General features: G+C 71.8%; 18 protein-coding genes. 9 read left to right on the top strand and 9 right to left on the bottom strand.

The window, feature by feature from the left end; all coding sequences use genetic code 11:
• The first annotated feature begins 71 nt into the window (after window positions 1-71).
• Both ACF07V_RS09585 and ACF07V_RS09580 read left to right on the top strand, forming a co-directional pair.
• Window positions 72-470 carry a MerR family transcriptional regulator gene (locus ACF07V_RS09585; RefSeq protein WP_392152749.1) on the top strand — a complete coding sequence of 133 codons (399 nt, stop codon included), beginning with the start codon at window positions 72-74 and terminating at the stop codon, window positions 468-470.
• 24 nt (window positions 471-494) lie between these two features.
• Entirely contained in the window at window positions 495-1688 is a 1194-nt protein-coding gene (locus ACF07V_RS09580) for an MFS transporter (protein ID WP_392152748.1), read from the top strand.
• 4 nt (window positions 1689-1692) lie between these two features.
• On the opposite strand, the gene ACF07V_RS09575 is transcribed toward ACF07V_RS09580, so the two are convergent.
• Genes ACF07V_RS09575 through ACF07V_RS09565 form a run of 3 tightly spaced genes read right to left on the bottom strand, consistent with a single transcriptional unit; the run spans window position 1693 to window position 4025 of the window.
• Entirely contained in the window at window positions 1693-2181 is a 489-nt protein-coding gene (locus tag ACF07V_RS09575; RefSeq protein WP_392152746.1) for a GNAT family N-acetyltransferase, read from the bottom strand.
• A gap of 58 nt (window positions 2182-2239) precedes the next feature.
• Complete coding sequence (locus tag ACF07V_RS09570; RefSeq protein WP_392152744.1) at window positions 2240-2659, bottom strand: hypothetical protein; 420 nt, start codon at window positions 2657-2659, stop codon at window positions 2240-2242.
• 4 nt (window positions 2660-2663) lie between these two features.
• On the bottom strand, window positions 2664-4025 hold the full coding sequence (locus ACF07V_RS09565) for a glutamine synthetase family protein (RefSeq protein ID WP_041128921.1): 1362 nt from the start codon (window positions 4023-4025) through the stop codon (window positions 2664-2666).
• 281 nt (window positions 4026-4306) lie between these two features.
• Here ACF07V_RS09565 and ACF07V_RS09560 point away from each other — a divergent pair, with 281 nt between their 5' ends.
• The 4 genes from ACF07V_RS09560 to ACF07V_RS09545 all read left to right on the top strand — a co-directional run bounded on the left by ACF07V_RS09560 (window position 4307) and on the right by ACF07V_RS09545 (window position 6613).
• On the top strand, window positions 4307-4684 hold the full coding sequence (locus ACF07V_RS09560) for a hypothetical protein (RefSeq protein ID WP_392152743.1): 378 nt from the start codon (window positions 4307-4309) through the stop codon (window positions 4682-4684).
• Window positions 4685-4751: 67 nt separating this feature from the next.
• On the top strand, window positions 4752-5429 hold the full coding sequence (locus ACF07V_RS09555) for a DUF3105 domain-containing protein (protein ID WP_392152742.1): 678 nt from the start codon (window positions 4752-4754) through the stop codon (window positions 5427-5429).
• A gap of 2 nt (window positions 5430-5431) precedes the next feature.
• The gene (locus ACF07V_RS09550; RefSeq protein WP_392153418.1) at window positions 5432-6058 is read left to right on the top strand and encodes a DUF305 domain-containing protein; all 627 of its coding nucleotides are present in this window, start codon (window positions 5432-5434) and stop codon (window positions 6056-6058) included.
• A gap of 123 nt (window positions 6059-6181) precedes the next feature.
• On the top strand, window positions 6182-6613 hold the full coding sequence (locus ACF07V_RS09545; RefSeq protein ID WP_392152741.1) for a CBS domain-containing protein: 432 nt from the start codon (window positions 6182-6184) through the stop codon (window positions 6611-6613).
• Between the two features lie 97 nt (window positions 6614-6710).
• On the opposite strand, the gene ACF07V_RS09540 is transcribed toward ACF07V_RS09545, so the two are convergent.
• Complete coding sequence (locus ACF07V_RS09540) at window positions 6711-8189, bottom strand: APC family permease (protein ID WP_392152739.1); 1479 nt, start codon at window positions 8187-8189, stop codon at window positions 6711-6713.
• 178 nt (window positions 8190-8367) lie between these two features.
• Here ACF07V_RS09540 and ACF07V_RS09535 point away from each other — a divergent pair, with 178 nt between their 5' ends.
• Together ACF07V_RS09535 and ACF07V_RS09530 are read left to right on the top strand one after the other, a co-directional pair.
• Entirely contained in the window at window positions 8368-9228 is an 861-nt protein-coding gene (locus ACF07V_RS09535) for a DUF4190 domain-containing protein (RefSeq protein WP_392152737.1), read from the top strand.
• Window positions 9229-9286: 58 nt separating this feature from the next.
• Window positions 9287-11047, top strand: coding sequence for an NAD+ synthase (locus ACF07V_RS09530; RefSeq protein ID WP_392152735.1), 1761 nt, complete (start codon window positions 9287-9289; stop codon window positions 11045-11047).
• Here the strand turns inward: ACF07V_RS09530 and ACF07V_RS09525 are convergent.
• From ACF07V_RS09525 to ACF07V_RS09510, 4 genes are all read right to left on the bottom strand, one after another.
• Window positions 11013-12251 (bottom strand): MFS transporter, encoded by a 1239-nt coding sequence (locus ACF07V_RS09525; RefSeq protein WP_392152733.1) that lies wholly within the window; start codon window positions 12249-12251, stop codon window positions 11013-11015. The genes ACF07V_RS09530 and ACF07V_RS09525 overlap by 35 nt on opposite strands.
• 118 nt (window positions 12252-12369) lie before the next feature.
• Complete coding sequence (locus ACF07V_RS09520; protein WP_392152731.1) at window positions 12370-13377, bottom strand: endonuclease/exonuclease/phosphatase family protein; 1008 nt, start codon at window positions 13375-13377, stop codon at window positions 12370-12372.
• Between the two features lie 185 nt (window positions 13378-13562).
• Complete coding sequence (locus ACF07V_RS09515; protein WP_392152729.1) at window positions 13563-14201, bottom strand: TetR/AcrR family transcriptional regulator C-terminal ligand-binding domain-containing protein; 639 nt, start codon at window positions 14199-14201, stop codon at window positions 13563-13565.
• 387 nt (window positions 14202-14588) lie between these two features.
• Complete coding sequence (locus tag ACF07V_RS09510; RefSeq protein ID WP_392152728.1) at window positions 14589-16220, bottom strand: MFS transporter; 1632 nt, start codon at window positions 16218-16220, stop codon at window positions 14589-14591.
• 190 nt (window positions 16221-16410) lie between these two features.
• On the opposite strand from ACF07V_RS09510, the gene panB reads away from it, so the two are divergent.
• Window positions 16411-17274, top strand: coding sequence for a 3-methyl-2-oxobutanoate hydroxymethyltransferase (gene panB / locus ACF07V_RS09505; protein WP_392152726.1), 864 nt, complete (start codon window positions 16411-16413; stop codon window positions 17272-17274).
• 15 nt (window positions 17275-17289) lie between these two features.
• On the opposite strand, the gene ACF07V_RS09500 is transcribed toward panB, so the two are convergent.
• A complete protein-coding gene (locus ACF07V_RS09500) occupies window positions 17290-19278 on the bottom strand; it encodes a transposase (RefSeq protein ID WP_392152725.1) in 1989 nt (662 codons plus the stop codon).
• Between the last annotated feature and the right edge of the window lie 99 nt (window positions 19279-19377).

Below are 19377 nucleotides of genomic sequence, written 5' to 3'. Positions count from 1 at the left end.
ACGCTAGCGCGGCGGTCGCCCGGGGAGTACCGGCGCTAGGGTGAACCCTCACGCAGACGAGAGGGATACGGGTGAAGATCGGTGAACTGTCCCGGCTGACCGGGGTCAGCGTGCGCGCGCTGCGGTACTACGAGGAGGAGGGCCTGATCCGGCCCGACCGCTCCGGCAACGGCTACCGCGACTACTGCGAGGGCGCGGACGAGGTGGTCCGGCAGATCCGGGGGCTCATCGACTGCGGACTGCCCACCCGGATCATCCGCGACATCCTGCCGTACCTGGACGGGCCGGCCGATCTGCTGCCGCCGGTGCCGTGCGCGGAGATGCTCGACCAGGTGGCCGCCGAACGCGAGCAGCTGGACCGGCGGATCCACTGCCTGGTCCGGAACCGGAACGCCCTCGACGCGTATCTGAAGGCGGCGCGGAAGGCGGCGCGAAGGGCTGCGCCAGTAACAGACTTGACCCTCACGTAAACGTGAGGGTTCTACGGTCCGACCATGACAGCGACGACTCCCGCTCCCGCCCCCACCGCACCGTCTCCCCCCTGGCCCCTCGGCGGCCTCCTCACCCTCTCCGGCGCCGCCTTCGTCACGATCCTGACCGAGGCGCTGCCCGCCGGCGTCCTCCCGGCGATGAGCGCCGGCCTCGGGGTGACGGAGGCCCGCGCCGGTCTCCTCGTCACGGTCTACGCCCTGGCCGCGGCCGTCACCGCGATCCCCATGACCGCCTGGACCCTGCGCCTCCCCCGCCGCACCCTGCTCCTCGCCCTCCTGCTCGGCTTCGCGGCCACCAACGCCGTGACGGCCGTCTCCACCGGCTTCGCGCTCACCCTGGGGGCGCGGATCCTCTCCGGGGTGTTCGCCGGAATGCTGTGGGCGATGGTCCCGGCGTACGCGGCCCGGCTCGCGCCGCACCGCAGCGGCAAGGCCATCGCCACCGCGCTCGCGGGGATGACGGTCGGGCTGTCGCTCGGCATCCCGGCGGGCACGGCACTCGGTGGACTGATCGGCTGGCGGGGCGTGTTCGCGACCCTCACCGGCCTGGCGCTCGCCCTGGCGGCGACGGCGCTGTGGCGACTGCCCGCGCTCGCGGGGCAGACGGCGGGAGAGGTCGGGGAGGGCCACGGCCTGTGGGCCACGATCCGCACACCGGGGATCGCGGCGATCAACGCGGCCTCGATCGCGATGGTGCTCGGCTTCTACGTCCTCTACACGTACATCGCGCCCTTCGTGGAGCGGGCGGACCTCGCCGTCTCCACCGGCACGGTGCTGTTCGTGTTCGGGCTCGGCTCGACGGCGGGCGTGTGGATCGCCGGAGCCACGGCGGACAGATGGCTGCGGCGCTCGACCCTCGCCCTCCTGACCCTGGCGGCCCTGTGCCTGGTGACGCTCGGCCTCTCCGCCGGCAATGCGGCGGTGGTCCTGGCCGCCGCGGCCCTGTGGGGCGTGACGCACGGCGGCATCCCCGCACTGACGCAGACGGCGGGCGTCCGGGCGGCGCCCCAGGACCCGGACACGGCCAACTCCCTCTGGGTGACCGGCTGGAACGTCGCCATGGCGGGCGGCTCGCTCCTCGGCGGCGCGGTCCTGACCGGCGCGGGGACGACGGCCCTGCCCTGGGCGGCGGCGGCGCTGCTCACGGTGTCGGCCCTGACGGCCGGCGCGGCCCGCCGCCACGGCTTCCCGCGCTGAGTCCTCAGAACCCCAGGTAGAAGTGGCGGAGCTGCTCGTCCTCCGCCACGCACGCCATTCCTGCGGCCTCCATCACCCGGTGCGAGGCCGGGTTGTCCAGGTCGGCGTCGCCCTTCACCCCGGCGGCGCCGGCCACCCGGGCGATCTCCAGGACGGCCCGCAGCGCCTCGGAGGCGTACCCGTTCCCCCGTACGGAGGGCGAGAGGCCGTACCCGATGGTGGCGACCCCGAGGTCGTCCGGCGGCCCGTGGAACCCGATGCCGCCGACGGAGACGCCGTCGAGCCGTATCTCGTAGAGCCGGAACGCCCCGGGATCGCCGCGCTCGGCGAGCCCGCGCAGGAACCCGGTGGCGGCCCGGACGTCCCCGTCCCCTGGATATCCCTCTCCCCAGAGGTCCCGGTCGCCGGACTCCCGGGCGACGATGCGCTCGGCCTCTCCCTGGCTCAACGGATGCAGCACGAGCCGCGCGGTGGCGACGGATTCGATCTTCACCGGGGCAGTGTGGACTCCCCCACGCGCCCGGGGCAAAGGGTTTCTTCGCAGGTCCTGGCTAGCCCCGGGCCGCCCAGCGTCGCAGCTTCGCCGTGCCGGCCAGCTTCCGCGAGCGCGCGCCGGCGGTCTCCCCCGAGACCGTGGCGAAGGCCGTGACCGGTGTCCACCGCTTCCGCCCGGCCGGTGTGGTCCACCGGACGGCCGGGAAGTCCGTGACCGCGTCGACGGCCGCCCGTGGGACCACCCGTGTCCACAGGAACCCCCGGACCACGAGCCGTCCCCCCTCGCACCGGACCCCCGCGCGGTAGCCCCGTACGGCGAGGACGGCGCAGCCCAGGCCGACGACCGCCGCCGCCACCCGCGCCCAGGCCTCCTCGGCCTGCGTCCCGTAGAGCAGGGAACCGAGCCCGAACACGACGCCGAGCACCCCGTTCGCCACGCGGTTGGCGAACGCGGGGACGATCTCGACGCCGTCCACGGCCCTACAGCACCGGCAGGTTCTTGCGGAGCTCGAAGGCGGTGACCTCGGAGCGGTACTCCTCCCACTCCTGCTTCTTGTTGCGCAGGAAGAAGTCGAAGACGTGCTCGCCGAGCGTCTCCGCGACCAGTTCGCTCTTCTCCATCAGGGCGATCGCCTCTCCCAGGTTCTGCGGGAGCGGCTCGATGCCCATCGCGCGGCGCTCCGCGTCGGAGAGCGCCCAGACGTCGTCGTCGGCGCCGGCCGGGAGCTCGTAGCCCTCTTCGATGCCCTTGAGGCCGGCGGCGAGGAGGACCGCGTAGGTCAGGTACGGGTTGGCGCCCGAGTCGATGGAGCGGACCTCGACGCGCGACGAGCCCGTCTTGCCGGGCTTGTACATGGGGACGCGGATGAGGGCGGAGCGGTTGTTGTGGCCCCAGCAGATGTACGAGGGGGCCTCGCCGCCCGAGCCTGCCGTGCGCGAGGAGCCGCCCCAGATGCGCTTGTACGAGTTGACCCACTGGTTGGTGACGGCGGAGGTCTCGCCCGCGTGGCGCAGGAGGCCCGCGATGAAGGAGCGGCCCACCTTCGACAGCTGGTACTCGGCGCCCGACTCGTAGAAGGCGTTCCGGTCGCCCTCGAAGAGGGACAGGTGGGTGTGCATGCCCGAGCCCGGGTAGTCCGAGAACGGCTTCGGCATGAACGTGGCCTGCACGCCCTGCTCCAGCGCCACCTGCTTCATGACCAGGCGGAAGGTCATGATGTTGTCCGCCGTGGACAGGGCGTCGGCGTAGCGGAGGTCGATCTCCTGCTGGCCGGGCGCGCCCTCGTGGTGGGAGAACTCCACCGAGATGCCCATCGATTCGAGCATGGTGATGGCCTGGCGGCGGAAGTCCATGCCGACGTTCTGCGGGGTGTGGTCGAAGTAGCCCGAGTTGTCGGCCGGGGTGGGCCGGGTGCCGTCGAGCGGCTTGTCCTTCAGGAGGAAGAACTCGATCTCGGGGTGGGTGTAGAAGGTGAAGCCCAGGTCGGAGGTCTTGGCAAGGGCCCGCTTGAGGACGTAGCGCGGGTCCGCGAAGGACGGCGAGCCGTCGGGCATGAGGATGTCGCAGAACATCCGGGCCGTGCCCGGGGCCTCGGCGCGCCACGGCAGGATCTGGAAGGTGCCCGGGTCCGGCTTGGCGATCATGTCCGACTCGTAGACGCGGGCGAAGCCCTCGATCGCGGAGCCGTCGAAGCCGATGCCCTCGTCGAAGGCCTGCTCCAGCTCGGCGGGCGCCACGGCCACCGACTTCAGGAAGCCGAGCACATCGGTGAACCACAGGCGTACGAAGCGGATGTCACGCTCCTCGAGCGTACGGAGCACGAATTCCTGCTGCTTGTCCATTTCCACACCCATCCTCGCTGGTCAGGCCGCCTGCTCCCACCGCCTCCGGTACATCGGGGGGCACCTGAGCATCCCACCACATGGTTTCGCGCACGTTGCACACCCATACTGCCTGCTCGGGTGTGACTCAGGTAACGGGGGAACGGCCGGATCCGGGTGGTTGTCCCCCGCCCGCCGGTACCGAGTGGTACCCCGTTCGGCCCACAGGCGCCTCCCGCCCACTACGATCTGCGCCCATGGGGGCCCCACGGCTCGTACGCCTGTTCCGACACGCGCGTCCCATGGCACTGGCGAGTGCCGTGGCGACGCTCCTCGCCGCGCTCTTCCTCTGTCTGGGGACGGGTCCGGACGGGGAACGGGTCCACCACGAGGAGGGCCCGCGGGCGACGGGCGTCACCGCCCACCGGGGCCCCACGGCCCGCACCGCCGAGGCCGGCTCCGTCACCGGCGAGTACATCTGCCCGTACGACCGCGGCGGCTGCTCCCTCTTCCCCTCCCTCTCCCCCGCGGTGCTCAGCGCGCCCCCGCTCGACACCCCGCTCCACGCCGGGGGCGGGCTCCCGCGTCTCGCGCCGCCGCCCGCCGACGGGCCGGCGCGCCGTTCGGACGCACGGCCGCGCGCGCCGGACCTGCACGTCCTTCAAGTTCTCCGGACGTGAGGGGCGCCCCGCCCCCGCACGTCCACCCCCGAACTCCACCCCACTCCTGAAGAAGGACGACATCACCATGGCCGCCAACCGCTCCGCCACCGCCGACCGCCGCGCCCGAATAGAGGAGATGCGCCGCGCCGAGCAGGCCCGTGAGCGCCGCAACCGCTTCCTCACCATCGGCATCTCGTCCGTCGTCGTGCTCGGCCTCGTCGGCTTCGGCACCTTCGTGCTGATGAAGCAGTCCGCGGACCAGGACAAGAAGGAAGCCGCAGCCAAGGCCCCGATCACGGCCGAGAAGAGCTGGGACCCGAAGAAGCTCGGCCGCAACCACGTCACCACGGCCGTGAAGTACGACATGAAGCCGCCGGTCGGCGGCGACCACAACCCGGTCTGGATGAACTGCGACGGTGTGGTCTACGACAAGAAGATCGCCGACGTGAACGCCGTGCACTCGCTGGAGCACGGGGCCGTCTGGGTGACGTACAACAAGTCGGCCTCCCAGGCCGACGTGAAGAAGCTGGCCGACAAGGTCGGCAAGACCAAGTACTCGCTGATGAGCCCCGTGGACGACCAGGCCGGGGCGATCATGCTGTCCGCCTGGGGCAAGCAGGTGACCGTGGACGGCGCGGACGACCCGCGCGTCGACGCCTTCTTCACGAAGTACGTGCAGGGCCCGCAGACCCCGGAGCCGGGCGCGGCCTGCACGGGCGGTCTGGACGCGAGCGGCCAGGGCGGCACCGGGATGGGCCAGTGAAGCTGAACCGTACGCAGGGGGCGGCGGTCACGGCGGTCGCCCTCGCGGTGCTGTTCGCCGGGGGCGCGGTCACCGTCGCCTCCGCCGACCGTGAAGAGGCCCCGAGCACCCCGGTCTCCACGTCCGCGGACGCCGGCTTCGCCCGGGACATGGCCGTCCACCACCAGCAGGCCGTCGAGATGTCGTTCATCGTCCGGGACCGGACGAAGGACGAGGCGGTCCGGCGGCTCGCGTACGACATCGCCAACACGCAGGCCAACCAGCGGGGCATGATGCTCGGCTGGCTCGACCTGTGGGGGCTGCCCAAGAACGAGTCCGGCGTCGAGCCGATGGCCTGGATGGGCATGGGCGGTTCGGGTGACACGGGCGACCTGGACGGGGCCCTGATGCCGGGCATGGCGACCAACGCGCAGCTGGACGAGTTGCGCAGGGCCAGCGGCCGGGAGGCCGAGGTCCTGTACCTGAAGCTCATGACCGCCCACCACATGGGCGGGGTCCACATGGCCGAGGGCTGTGTGCAGAAGTGCGGCGTGGAGATCGAGCGGAACCTCGCCCAGGGCATGGTCGACGCGCAGCGGTCCGAGATGGCGCTGATGGCGGACATGCTGAAGGAGCGCGGGGCCTCCTGAGGCCCCTGTCCGCCGGGCCCACGGCCCCCGTGACCGGCTGCGGTCGCGGGGGCCGGTCCGTCCGCCGACAATGGGTGGGCTCGGGGAGTTCGTACGACACGTTCGACGAAAGGTACGCACCCCATGACCACGGCGAAGGACATCATGCACACCGGGGCCCAGTGGATCCCGGCACACGAGACGCTCGACCGCGCAGCTCAGCTGATGCGCAACCTGAACGTGGGCGCGCTGCCCATCGCCGACGAGCACGAACGGCTCTGCGGCATCCTCACGGACCGTGACATCGTGATCGGCTGCGTGGCCATGGGCCACGACCCGGCGAAGGTCACCTGCGGCGAGATGGCGAAGGGCACCCCGCGCTGGGTCGAGTCGAACGCGGACGTGGGCGCCGTCCTGGAGGAGATGCAGAGCCACCAGATCCGTCGGCTTCCCGTCATCGAGGACAAGCGGCTCGTCGGCATGATCAGCGAGGCCGATCTGGCCCAGCATCTGTCGGACGAGCAGATCAAGTCGTTCTGTATGAGCGTCTACTCCGCTTCCGCCTCCGCTTCCTGACCGCTACGGGGGATCGCCCGGGCCAGCGCGTCCGGGCGGTCCGGCATGCCCGGACGGCCCGGCGGCCCGTTGGCGGGCGCCGGGCCGTCCCGTACGGCTAGGGCGCGGCGGTGGGTTCCCGGTGGTCGGGGTGGACCCAGCCGGGCTTGCGGTACCTGAGGAGCGCGGCCGGGATGGCGAGGCCGAGGACCAGCAGGCCGCCGCCGACGATGAGGAGGTAGCGCCAGAGCGGCTGGTCGCCGAACTGGTCGGGCGGGACGAAGCCGATGACGAGCGCGGCGACGGAGGCGACGAAGCCGATGCCGGCGACCCACCCGACGGCGGGGACGCGGAAGCCCCGGTCGACGTCCGGCTGGGTCCTGCGGAGCTTGACGACCGCGACGAACATCAGCAGGTAGGCGATGAGGTAGATCTGCACGGTGATGACGGAGAACATCCAGTAGGCGCTGGAGACGTCGTCGCTGAAGGCGTAGAGGATGCCGATCAGGGTGGTGACGACACCCTGCGCGATCATGATGTTCTGCGGGGCGCCGTCCTTGTTGAACTTCTGCAGCGAGGGCGGCAGATACCCCTCCTGCCGGGAGAGCAGGACGAGGCCCTTGGCGGGTCCGGCGAGCCAGGTGAGCATGCCGCCGAGGGCGGCGCAGACCAGCATGATGCCGACGACCTTGGTCATCCAGCCGATGGAGAAGTGGTCGAAGAACGCCTGGAAGGCCTGCATCAGACCGGCGGTGAGGCTGAGCTGCTCGGCGGGCATCACCCAGGCGATGGCCAGGGCCGGAAGGATGAAGATCAGCAGGACGAGGCCGGTCGCCAGGAACATCGACTTCGGGTACTCGCGCTTGGGCTCGCGCAGCGAGGAGACGTGGACGCCGTTCATCTCCATGCCCGCGTAGGACAGGAAGTTGTTGACGATCAGGACCAGGCTCGCGAGGCCGGTCCAGGGCGGGAGCCAGTGGTCGGCGCTCATGGGCTGGGCGGAGGGGTTGCCCTGGCCGAGGAAGACGATGCCGAGGACGACCAGGAGCACGCCGGGGATGAGGGTGCCGACGATCAGGCCGAAGGAGGAGAGGCCGGCGATCGTCTTCGTGCCGCGCGAGGAGATCCAGACCCCGGACCAGTAGATGACGATGATGACGATCGCGACGTAGAGCCCGTTCTCCGCGAGGGAGGGGTCGATGACGTACGCGAAGGTCGAGGCGACGTACGCGAGCAGGCTCGGGTAGTAGGCGATGGTCATGGCGAACTGGCACCAGACGGCGAGGAAGCCGAGGGGCTTGCCGAGGGCCTCGCTGACCCAGCGGTAGATGCCGCCGGACCAGCCGGAGGCGAGCTCGGCGCCGACGAGGGCGGTGGGGAGCAGGAAGACGAGGGCGGGGAGCAGGTAGAGGAAGATCGCGGCGAGTCCGTAGATGGCCATGGACGGCGAGGGCCGCAGGCTGGCGACGGACGCGGTCGTCATGAAGGCGAGCGTCAGCCACGAGATGAACTGCCTCTTGGTGCCGTCGTCCTGGGGGACGCCCGTGTCGGTCGCTGCGGGCCGTGCCGACTCTGCCGGTTCGTCAGTGGTCGTCATGGGGCCATGATCAGCGGGGCCCGGCCGCCCCGCACCTCGGGCGGAGCAGTGGGCTCCGGCGGCGCTCGGCCCGCGTCACCGGCGTGTGCCGTATCCACCGGCCGGTCAGGAATCCCCTGGCCGGAGCCGGTTCGGCCGGGTTAGCGTCGGCGTTTCGGCTCGACTCGGAGGATCCCGCATGACCACGCCCATGGAGAGACCCGACCCCGCGATGCCGCCGGGAGCGGGTTCCCCCGGGATGCCACCGGGGTCCGGCGCACCCGGGCCGTCTCCGTACGCCGTGCCGGCGGCCCTCAGCGGGCTCGGCGTGGCGGCGCTCGTCCTCGGCGTCGTCGGTCTGGTCCTGGCGATCGTCCCGTTCCTCTTCTGGCTCGGCGGGATGCTGGGCGTCGTGGCGCTGGTTCTCGGCATCGTCGGTCTCTCCCGGGCGGAGTGGGGGAACGGGCGGGGGCCGGCGGTCGCCGGCGTCGCGCTCGGTGCCGTGACGATCTTCGTCTCGGCGGCCTGGCTGGTCGCCCTCTTCGTGATCGTGCGCGCGAACGACGCCACGGGCGACCCGGTCCTGGAGGGGGAGACGGTCTCCGGTGCGCCGGAGACACCGGGCGCCGAGACCCTGCCCGAGCCGACCGGGACCGCCCCGGCGGTGCTGGCGTTCGGCGAGACACGCACGTACGAGGACGGGGTGCAGGTCACCGTCTCCGAGCCCGTGCCCTACCGGCCCGACGCGTTCGCCGCCGGGTACGAGAAGGGCGACACGGCGGTCCGGGTGACGATCACGATCGTCAACGGCAGCGGGAAGGCCATCGACGTCACCACCGCGCTTCCGGACGCGCGGGACGCGGAGGGCGAGCAGGTGAGCACGATCTTCGACGGCAGCAGGGGGACCGAGATGTTCCGGGGAAAGGTGCTCCCGGGCAAGCAGGCCAGGGCGGGGTACGCCTTCGCCCTGCCGGCCGACGCGGACGGCGAGGTGCAGCTGGAACTGGCGCCGCAGCTCCTGGAGTACGAGCCGGCGATCTGGACCGGTTCGGTGAAGTGACGCGGACCCGCTTCCGGATCCCAGGACATAGCGTCGGTCTGACGATTACACTGGGCGGGTGCCTCAACTACGCCTCGCCCTGAATCAGATCGACTCGACCGTCGGAGACATCGCCGGGAACGCCGAGGCGATCGTGCACTGGACCCGGCACGCCGCCGGGCAGGGCGCGCATCTCGTCGCGTTCCCCGAGATGGCGCTGACCGGATATCCCGTCGAGGACCTCGCGCTGCGCTCCTCCTTCGTCGAGGCGTCCCGGACGGCCCTGCGCGGGCTCGCCCGGCGGCTCGCGGACGAGGGCTTCGGCGGGCTGCCGGTCGTCGTCGGCTACCTCGACCGCTCCGAGCGGGCCGAGCCGCGGCTCGGCCGGCCCGCCGGGTCCCCGGAGAACGCCGCCGCCGTCCTGTACGGCGGCGAGGTGGTGCTGCGCTTCGCCAAGCACCACCTGCCGAACTACGGCGTCTTCGACGAGTACCGCTACTTCGTGCAGGGCGACACCCTGCCGGTGGTCCGCGTCCACGGCGTCGACGTGGCCCTCGCGATCTGCGAGGACCTCTGGCAGGAGGGCGGCAGGGTGCCGGCGGCGCGCAGCGCCCGGGCCGGTCTGCTGCTCTCGGTCAACGCCTCGCCGTACGAGCGGAACAAGGACGACACCCGGCTCGAACTGGTCCGCAAGCGGGCCCAGGAGGCCGGCTGCGTCACCGCGTACCTGGCGATGACGGGCGGCCAGGACGAGCTGGTCTTCGACGGCGACTCGATCGTCGTGGACGCGGCCGGCGAAGTCATCGCGCGTGCCCCGCAGTTCGTGGAGGGCAGCGTGATCCTCGACCTGGAGCTGCCGGTGGCCGAGCCGGACGCGCCCGAGGGCCTGGTGGACGACGGGCTGCGGATCGACCGGGTGGTGCTCTCCGAGGAGCCGCTGCCCGCGTACGAGCCGGAGCTGACGGGCGGTTACGCGCACCGGCTCGACGACGACGAGGAGGTGTACTCGGCGCTGGTCATCGGGCTGCGGGCCTATGTCGCGAAGAACGGTTTCCGCTCGGTCCTGATCGGCCTCTCCGGCGGCATCGACTCGGCGCTCGTCGCGTCGATCGCCTGCGACGCGCTCGGCGCGGACCAGGTGTACGGCGTGTCGATGCCCTCGAAGTACTCCTCCGACCACTCCCGCGGCGACGCGGCCGAACTGGCCCGCCGCACCGGGCTGCACTTCCGCACCGTGTCGATCGAGCCGATGTTCGACGCGTACATGGGCGCGCTCGGGCTCACCGGCCTCGCCGAGGAGAACCTCCAGTCGCGGCTGCGCGGCACGACGCTGATGGCGCTCTCCAACCAGGAGGGCCACATCGTCCTCGCGCCCGGCAACAAGTCGGAGCTGGCGGTGGGCTATTCGACGCTGTACGGCGACTCCGTCGGCGCGTTCGGGCCCATCAAGGACGTCTACAAGTCGGACGTCTTCCGGCTCGCGCGCTGGCGGAACCGGGCGGCCGAGGAGCGCGGCCAGACCCCGCCGATCCCGGAGGCCTCGATCACCAAGCCGCCCAGCGCCGAGCTGCGCCCGGGCCAGGTCGACACGGACTCGCTGCCGGACTACGACCTCCTGGACGCGGTCCTCGCGCTGTACGTGGACCAGGACCAGGGCCGGGACGCCATCGTGGCGGCCGGATTCGACGAGGAGCTCGTGGCGCGGACGCTGCGGATGGTGGACCGGGCGGAGTACAAGCGGCGCCAGTACCCGCCGGGCACCAAGATCTCGGCGAAGGGCTTCGGCAAGGACCGGCGGCTGCCGATCACGAACGGCTGGCGGGAGACGACGACCGGCTGACCGCCGGTTCCTCCGCCGCGAGGGGGCCTCCCGCGACGACGCGGGAGGCCCCCTCCCCCGTACCAGGACGGTCGAGGAGGCCGGCCACCGCCGCGATCACCAGGCCGACGAGGGTGAGGCCCGCGCCGACGAGCGCCGGGGAGGTCCAGCCCCAGCCGGCGGCGACGGCGGCCCCGCCGGCCCAGGCGCCGCCCGCGTTGGCGAGGTTGAAGGCGGAGTGGTTGGAGGCGGAGGCGAGCGTCGGGGCGTCCTTCGCCTTGTTCATGACCAGCATCTGGAGCGGCGTGGTCGTCATGAACCCGACCGCGCCCAGCACCACCACCGTGACCAGGGCGAGCCAGGGCACGTGGACGGTGAAGCGGAAGGCGACCAGGGCGAGGACGAGGGCCGCGAGCGAGCCGTACAGCGTGGGGCGCAGCGCCCGGTCGGTCAGCGGGCCCGCGGCCAGCGCCCCGCCGGTCATGCCCAGGCCGAAGAGGGCGAGGACGATCGTGACGGTGGAGTCGCCGAATCCCATCACCTCGGTGGTCATCGAGGCGAGGTACGAGTAGACGGCGAAGACGCCCGCGAAGCCGAAGACGGCCGTGAGCAGGCCGAGCAGCACCTGCGGGCGGCGGAGCGCGCGCACCTCGCCGGCGAGGCCCTGCCGCTCGTCCACCGGCACGTACGGCACCAGGCGGGCGAGCGCGGCCATGGCGAGCAGGCCGATCACGGAGACCACGAGGAAGGTGGCCCGCCAGCCGAGGTGCTGGCCGAGCAGGGTCGCGGCCGGTACGCCGAGGATGTTGGCGACGGTGAGGCCGAGGAACATCGTGGCGACCGCCCGCGCCTGCCGGTCCTCACGCACGAGGCGCGCGGCGACGACCGCGCCGAGGCCGAAGAACGCGCCGTGCGGGAGCCCGGCGAGGACCCGGCCCGCGACGAGCCAGCCGAAGCCGGGGGCGAGCGCGGAGGCCAGGTTGCCGACCGTGAACAGGGCCATGAGCAGCAGGAGCATCCGCTTGCGCGGGACCCGGGAGCCGAGGGCCGTGAGCAGCGGGGCGCCGACGACGACGCCGATCGCGTACGCCGAGACGAGGTACCCGGCGGTCGGGACGGAGGTGCCGAGGTCGTCGGCGACCTGCGGGAGCAGGCCCATCATCACGAATTCGGTGGTGCCGATGCCGAAGGCGGAGACGGCGAGCGCGAGCAGCGCCAGGGGCATGGGTGGAGCCTTTCCGGAAGTTAGTTCTTCGACGGAACAAAGCGTCTCGGACGTTTTCTTCCCGGCGGCGTCCGGAGGATGAAGGGCAGATTTCAGAGCTTCGCGTCAGAGCTTCGCGTCAGAGCTTCACGCGGGCGGCGATGGGGAGGTGGTCGCTGTTCGTCTCCGGCAGCGCCCAGGAGGACATCGGCTCCACGCCCTTGACCATGATCTGGTCGATGCGGGCCATCGGGAACGAGGCCGGCCAGCTGAAGCCGAAGCCGTCGCCCGCGGCGCCCTGGGTGGAGCGCAGCTGGGAGGTGACGGCGTTGAGCGCGCGGTCGTTCATGGTGCCGTTGAGGTCGCCGAGGAGGACGATCCGCTCGTGCCGGTCGTCGGCGATGGCCTCGCCCAGCGCGACGACGCTGTTGTCGCGCTGGTTGGCGGTGAAGCCGGCGTTCATCTTGACCCGTACCGAGGGCAGATGGGCGACGTACACGGCCACCTCGCCCTTCGGTGTCACGACGGAGGCGCGCATGGCACGGGTCCAGCCCATGTGGATGTCGACGGGCTGCGCGGCGCGCAGCGGCAGCTTGCTCCAGAGCCCGACCGTGCCCTGGACGGAGTGGTACGGGTAGGTCTTGGCGAGGCCCTTCTCGTAGACCGGGACCATGTCGCCCTTCAGCTCCTCCAGGGCGAGCACGTCGGCGCCGGAGGCGGCGAGCAGACGGGCGGTGCCCTCGGGGTCCGGGTTGTCGGCGTTCACGTTGTGGGTGGCGACGGTCAGGTCGCCGCCCGGGGCCGACTTGTCGGCCACGAGACCGCCGAAGAGGTTGAGCCACACCGCCGCCGGAAGGAGCAGGGCGATCAGCGCGGTGGCGGAGCGGCGCACGAGGGCGAGCACCAGGAGCAGCGGCACGAAGAGGCCGAGCCAGGGCAGGAAGGTCTCGGTGAGGCTGCCCAGGTTGCCGATCCGGTTCGGGATGTCCGAGTGGAACACCATGAGCAGCGTGAGCGCCACCGCCGCCGCGGCCAGCAGGATGCCCCGGCGCCAGATGCCCCGGTCGTGGCGGAGCCCGTCGAGCGCGGTCCGGAACCGGGAACGGGGACGCTCGTTCCCCGCGCCGCCGAGGTCGGTCTCCGTCATGTCCACCCGCGCCATCGCACTGTCCTCACTGCCTTGCTGCCGTGCTGTCCCGCTCCGTGACCCGACGTCGACACTAGGCGATGACGGGTCCGTCGTACTCACCCAGGGACGACCTGGGCGCGTGGCGGGTTCCTGCAGGTGGCGCGGACGGGGAGGCTGTGACAGAACGCGCACATTCGTACGGATCAGGTACGGGGGCGCAGGCCCTCCATGACGGCGTCGACGACCCGCTCGGCGAGGCCGGGGTCCAGGGTGGCGCCGGGCCGGATGACGGTACGGAGGAGCAGCGGGCCGGTGAAGAGGTCGTTGACGAACTCGACGTCGAGGTCGTCGCGGATCTCCCCCAGCTCCATGCCGCGCCGCACCGTGTCGAGGCCGAGGCGGCGGCGCGGTTCGATGACGGTGTTCTGGTAGGCCTCCCACAGCTTGGGATAGGCCTGCATCTGCGAGAACACGTTGTGCAGCAGGGCCGAGGAGCGCTTGGCCAGACCGCGCTGCCGCAGCATCTCCAGGAGCATGACCAGGTCGTCCCGGACGGAGGTGCCGCCGAGCTCCGGGTCCTGGGGCTCCACGGAGCGGAGCAGCTCGACGAAGAGCTCCTCCTTGCCGGGCCAGCGGCGGTAGATGGTGGCCTTGCCGACGCCGGCGGTGCGGGCGATGCGCTCGATGGACAGCTCGGTGAGCGGGACGCCGTCCTCCAGGAGCCCGCCGACGGCATCGAAGATCGCCTGCTCGACGGCCTCGGACCGGGGTCGGCCGCGCCGGGCCGCGGTCGCCTGGGCCGCGTCCTGGGGTTCGGGGTTCCCGCTGTCCTGCAGGGACACGTGCGCTCCGTCTCTCGTCCGGGTACTGCTCTTGCTCGTCCCCCCGATTCTCCCGCACCCCCACTGGTCCGGGTTGCGACCCGCACCCCCACCAGGCCCGGTTGCGACCCACACCCCCACCGGGCCCGGTTGCGACCCACACCCCCGCCGGGCCCGGTTGCGACCCACACCCCCACCGGGCCCGGTTGCGACCTACACCCCCGCCGGGCCCGGTTGCGACCCACACCCCCGCCGGGTCCGGTTGTGGGCAGGCGTTCCGCGGGGCGGAACGGGTGGACACAACCCGACGACGGCGCCGCACACGGGGCGCGGGACCACGTGGTGGCGCCGCCCCGGCGGGCGCGGGGGTGGGGCGGGGCGCCGTACCGCCACTGGCCCGGGCCCGCCCTAGGTGGCTCGGGTCGGGGTTGGGGTCTCGTCCGGGGTCGCGGCGGCCTGGCGCGCGCCCGGCCCGCCGTTCCCGCCCGGCACCCGGCCCGGCAGGAACGTCGCGACGACCGCCGCGCCCGCAAGCCCGATCGCCGCCGAGGCCATCGCCGTGACGTGCATGGCGTCCAGGAACGCCGTGTACGCCGGGGCGACCAGCTCCTTGCCCGCCGGGCCGAGCTTCGCCGCGACCGCGAGCGTCGCCTCGACGGACTCGCCCGCCGTGCCGCGCAGGGCCTCCGGGACGTCGCCCAGGTGCCCCTCGATCTCGCCCCGGTACGTGGAGGAGAGCACCGAGCCGAGGACGGCCACGCCCAGCGCGCCGCCGACCTGGCGGAACGTGTTGTTGATCGCGGAGCCGGAGCCCGCCTTCTCGCGGGGCAGCGCCTGCATGATGGCGACCGTGACCGGCGGCATGATGTGCGCCATGCCCGCGCCCTGGAGGAAGAAGACGACTTCGAGGACCCAGACGGGCGTCGTGGCGTCGAAGAGGGAGAAGGCCGCCAGGCCGAGGGCGACCAGCAGCATGCCGGCGGTGCAGACCGCCCTCGCGCCGAAGCGTTCGACGACGAGCCGGGCCCGGGGCGCGAAGACCATCTGCGCGACGGCGAGCGGCAGGATGAGCAGCCCGGACTCCAGGGCGGTGTAGCCGCGCACGCTCTGCAGGTAGAAGGCGGAGAAGAAGGTCACGCCCATGAGGGCGAAGAAGACGAGCGCGATCGCGGCGACGGCCGCCGAGAACGCCGGCTTCCTGAAGTACGACATGTCGATGGCCGGGTGGTCGCTGCGCCGCTCGTGCAGGACGAAGACGACGAGGACCGCGAGGCCGCCGAGGACGGGCGCGAGGACGGTGACGTCGGTGAAGCTCGCCAGCTCGCCGCCGCGGATGATCCCGTACACGAGGAGGACGAGTCCGACGACGGAGAGCAGCACGCCGGGTATGTCGACGCGGCCGGGGTTGGGGTCCCGGGAGTCGGGCACGAGCCACAGCATCAGGGCGAGGGCCAGGAGCACCACGGGCACGTTGACGAGGAAGATCGAGCCCCACCAGAAGTGTTCGAGGAGGATGCCGCCGGTGATGGGGCCGATCGCGATGGCGAGGCCGACGCTGCCGGCCCAGATGCCGATGGCCTTGGGCTGCTCGTCGCGCTCGAAGACGTTCATGAGGACGGCGAGCGTCGCGGGCATGACGAAGGCGGCGCCGAGGCCCATGACGGCCCGGTAGGCGATGAGCTCGCCCGGGGAGCCGGAGAGGGCGGCGAGGGCGGAGCCGATGCCGAAGACGGTGATGCCGAAGAGGAGGACCTTCTTGCGGCCGAGGCGGTCGCCGAGGAGGCCGGAGGTGAAGAGGAGTCCGGCGAAGACGAGCGTGTAGGAGTTGATGGACCACTCCAGCTCGCTCTGGGTGGCGCCGATGCCGGTGGGCGCGGGGGCCGCGATCGTCTTGACCGCGACGTTCAGGATCGAGTTGTCGAGGACGACGATCAGCAGGCTGAGCATGAGGACGCCGAGGACGGCCCAGCGGCGCCGGTGGACGGCCTCGGGGACGCGGCGCCCGGCGGGTACGGCGGGTGCGGTGGACGGCTGTGACATGGGCACCACCCTAGAGCCATTTCGATACGAGACCGTCTCGTATCGAAAATACTGGGCAAGTCTTTACGTTGCGGCGGTGTGAACAGCGCCACTCCGGCCCACTTCCCCGCCCGCCCGGCGAAGTGCCACCATGGATGTGGTCCGGGGACGCCACAGGGCGCCTCGAGATGACACAGAGGAGCCGTTCACCATGACGCTTCAGGCTGCCCAGAAACCGCCCGCCGACAGCAGCAAGGCGCTGTACGGAGGGAAGGGCACCCGCCGCATCACCGTCCACGACATCGCCGCCGCCAAGGTCCGCGGCGAGAAGTGGCCCATGCTCACCGCCTACGACGCGATGACCGCCTCCGTCTTCGACGAGGCCGGCATCCCGGTGATCCTCGTCGGCGACTCGATGGGCAACTGTCACCTCGGCTACGACACCACCGTGCCCGTCACGATGGACGAGATGACGCTGCTCTCCGCCGCCGTCGTCCGGGGCACCAAGCGCGCCCTCGTCGTCGGCGACCTGCCGTTCGGCTCGTACCAGGAAGGGCCCGTCCAGGCCCTGCGCAACGCCACCCGGCTCGTCAAGGACGCCGGCGTCGGAGCGATCAAGCTGGAGGGCGGCGAGCGCTCGCTGCCGCAGACCGAGCTCCTCGTCCAGGCCGGCATCCCCGTCATGTCCCACCTGGGGCTCACCCCCCAGTCCGTCAACACCATGGGCTACCGGGTGCAGGGCCGCTCCGACGAGGCCGCCCACCGGCTGCTCAGCGACGCCAAGGCGGCGCAGGACGCGGGCGCCTTCGCCGTCGTCCTGGAGCTCGTCCCGGCCGAGCTGGCCGCCGAGGTGACCCGCTCCCTGCACATCCCGACCATCGGCATCGGTGCCGGCGCCGGCACCGACGCGCAGGTCCTCGTCTGGACCGACATGGCCGGCCTGACCGGCGGCAAGGTGCCGCGCTTCACCAAGCAGTACGCCAACCTCCGCGAGACGCTCGGCGACGCCGCCCGCGCCTTCGCCGAGGACGTCAGCGGCGGGGCGTTCCCCGCCGAGGAGCACACCTTCCACTAAGACTTGTTCCGCAATTCACCAGAGGGTGAGCTGCGGACTGCACGCCGTTCGGGTGCCGGGCGCTCCAGCGTGGTCGCGCAGGTGGCGCGGCTCATCTGGGGTTGCCCGGTCCCGTCGTTCGGCGGTTCGGTGAGCAGAGGTCACCCGCTGGGCGGGGACTGCCACGCGACCAGCACCCCGAGGGGTGTTCTGGCACGGTGTGGTTGACTCACGCAGGGCTTCTTCCAGCCCTTCTCCGTACGCGATCTGCGCGTGCCGCGACCGGGCGGAGTCCAGTCGGGCGGTCTTGGGGTCATCGGGGTCGGTCAGGTCCACGAAGGCGGCCAGGGCGGCGGAGACAAGGTCCCGCTTGCCGACAAGTCCGCAGGCGGTGCACTTGTGTTCCCGGTCCCGGAGCGTCTTGATGACACGCTCGCCGCACAGGCAGTGCTGCGACAGGGCCGTGGACCAAGTGGAGACACGCACGAGACGGCCACCGGCAGCCCGGCACTCGGTCTCCAGGGCAGAGACCAACATGCCCGGTGTGGCCCGGGAGAGGCGCTTTCCCCACAGTCGGTACCAGGTGCGGATGTCGCAGTCCTCCACCGTCAGGCGGGGGCCGTGGGCGGCGACGATGTCGCGGGCCACGGCGCGGGCCCGGTGACGCCGGTACTCAGCCGCGCCGGCGGCGGCTTCGGCCTGGCGGGCGCGCAGCTCCCGGTAGCCGCGGGAGAGCCGGTCGCGGCGGAACGCCTGTTTCGGCACCCCATCGGTCCGGGAGTCGCGGGCACCTCCCGGCACGGTGACGGTCTTCTCCGGAAGTCCCTTGGTGGCCCTGCGCTCCGCCCGGCGGGCCTGCTTGTTCGACAGTCCGTACTGTCCGGTGTTCGTGGACCGGCGGGAGCGTTCCAGCGCCCTGGCCCGGCCTCGCCGCTTCTTCGCCTCCTTCTCCAGCCGCGCCCGCTCGGCGTCGGTGAGTACGATCTCGGAGGAGACGGCGGCGCCGGTCGAGGGGGTCAGGTTGGCCGGGAAGGACACCACGGACAGGTTGGAGACGTTGCCATCCACCCCGCCGATCCGGTCCAGCTCGGCGGCCTGCTGCCGCATCCGCCGGACGGACGGGGAGGCGTAGCCGGGGCCGAGAACCATCAGGTGCGCCTCGTACGCCCAGCCGCCCGGCGCACCGGCCTTGCGGCGACGTACCAAGTCCACCTTGTGCCAGCAGGCGTCGGCCTCAAGGAAGTGCCGGGCGCGGGCTTCCTGGCCGGGGCACTGTGGGATGCGGACGGGAAGGACGAGTTCGCCGCGCTTGCCGTCCGGGCCGCCCGCGAACACCACGGCGAGCGGGCCGGAGTGGTCCCACCAGGTGGCCTTGCGCATCCCCTTGCCAGTGGGGATCCTGCCGTCTGGCTTGGCCGGGGTCGGCATCCGGCGGGGCTGCGTCAGGTCGTGCCGGCCACCGTCGGCGTAGGCCATGGCGTGGCCATGGAGGGTGCCGACGAGGCGGAAGGTCTCCCACTTGTTGGCGGTGGTGTGGGAGCGGGCACGGCCGGGGATGCGGGTGAAGTCGTGCTGGCGGCCGACGCGGGGGCGGCCGTGGCGGTTGCTGGTGGTATCGGCGAACAGGTGTCGCTGCACGCCGTTCCACACCTCGTCGGCCATGTGCATGGCCAGAGCCTTGGAGGCGTGGTGCTTGAGATGCCCGGAGTCTTCGAGGTGTTTGTAGGCGCAGCGTTCCAGGGCCTCACGGGACAGGCCGAGGCGCTGCCGTACGACCTTCGCCCCGCGCTCGTCGCGCTCGTGGAAGGCGGCCCAGTACGCGTCGACCTTGGCGCGGGCGTCGCGCTGGACGGCCCGCTTGACCGACCACATCGCGCCGAACAGCTTCTCCAGCCGGGCCATGTCAGCGGGGTTGGTGACGGCCAGGGGCAGCACCATCACGGACACGATCCCGCCGTCGGGCTTGGTCCACTTCGGGGCCTTGTTCCTGCCCCGGCACTTCCGCTGCGCCTGGGCGTGCCGCATGACCATCACCTCCCTTCAAAATTGGCCGTGCCAATGCTCTGCAAGCTCTTAACGTGCGAACGTGCTCCAGAAGACTCCCGCCTCGCCCCCCGTGTCCGA

This window comes from Streptomyces sp. NPDC015661, from assembly GCF_043077765.1.
In the GTDB taxonomy this organism is placed as follows: Bacteria; Actinomycetota; Actinomycetes; order Streptomycetales; family Streptomycetaceae; genus Streptomyces.
This window is presented reverse-complemented; position numbering and strand designations above follow the sequence as displayed.

Excerpts from the sequence above, each read along its gene's own strand:
- ACF07V_RS09580 (WP_392152748.1), top strand. The coding sequence starts at position 495 with ATGACAGCGACGACTCCCGCTCCCGCCCCCACCGCACCGTCTCCCCCC.
- ACF07V_RS09565 (WP_041128921.1), bottom strand. The coding sequence starts at position 4,025 with ATGGACAAGCAGCAGGAATTCGTGCTCCGTACGCTCGAGGAGCGTGAC.
- ACF07V_RS09560 (WP_392152743.1), top strand. The coding sequence starts at position 4,307 with ATGGCACTGGCGAGTGCCGTGGCGACGCTCCTCGCCGCGCTCTTCCTC.
- ACF07V_RS09555 (WP_392152742.1), top strand. The coding sequence starts at position 4,752 with ATGGCCGCCAACCGCTCCGCCACCGCCGACCGCCGCGCCCGAATAGAG.
- ACF07V_RS09545 (WP_392152741.1), top strand. The coding sequence starts at position 6,182 with ATGACCACGGCGAAGGACATCATGCACACCGGGGCCCAGTGGATCCCG.
- ACF07V_RS09540 (WP_392152739.1), bottom strand. The coding sequence starts at position 8,189 with ATGACGACCACTGACGAACCGGCAGAGTCGGCACGGCCCGCAGCGACC.
- ACF07V_RS09535 (WP_392152737.1), top strand. The coding sequence starts at position 8,368 with ATGACCACGCCCATGGAGAGACCCGACCCCGCGATGCCGCCGGGAGCG.
- ACF07V_RS09525 (WP_392152733.1), bottom strand. The coding sequence starts at position 12,251 with ATGCCCCTGGCGCTGCTCGCGCTCGCCGTCTCCGCCTTCGGCATCGGC.
- ACF07V_RS09520 (WP_392152731.1), bottom strand. The coding sequence starts at position 13,377 with ATGACGGAGACCGACCTCGGCGGCGCGGGGAACGAGCGTCCCCGTTCC.
- ACF07V_RS09510 (WP_392152728.1), bottom strand. The coding sequence starts at position 16,220 with ATGTCACAGCCGTCCACCGCACCCGCCGTACCCGCCGGGCGCCGCGTC.
- panB (WP_392152726.1), top strand. The coding sequence starts at position 16,411 with ATGACGCTTCAGGCTGCCCAGAAACCGCCCGCCGACAGCAGCAAGGCG.
- ACF07V_RS09500 (WP_392152725.1), bottom strand. The coding sequence starts at position 19,278 with ATGCGGCACGCCCAGGCGCAGCGGAAGTGCCGGGGCAGGAACAAGGCC.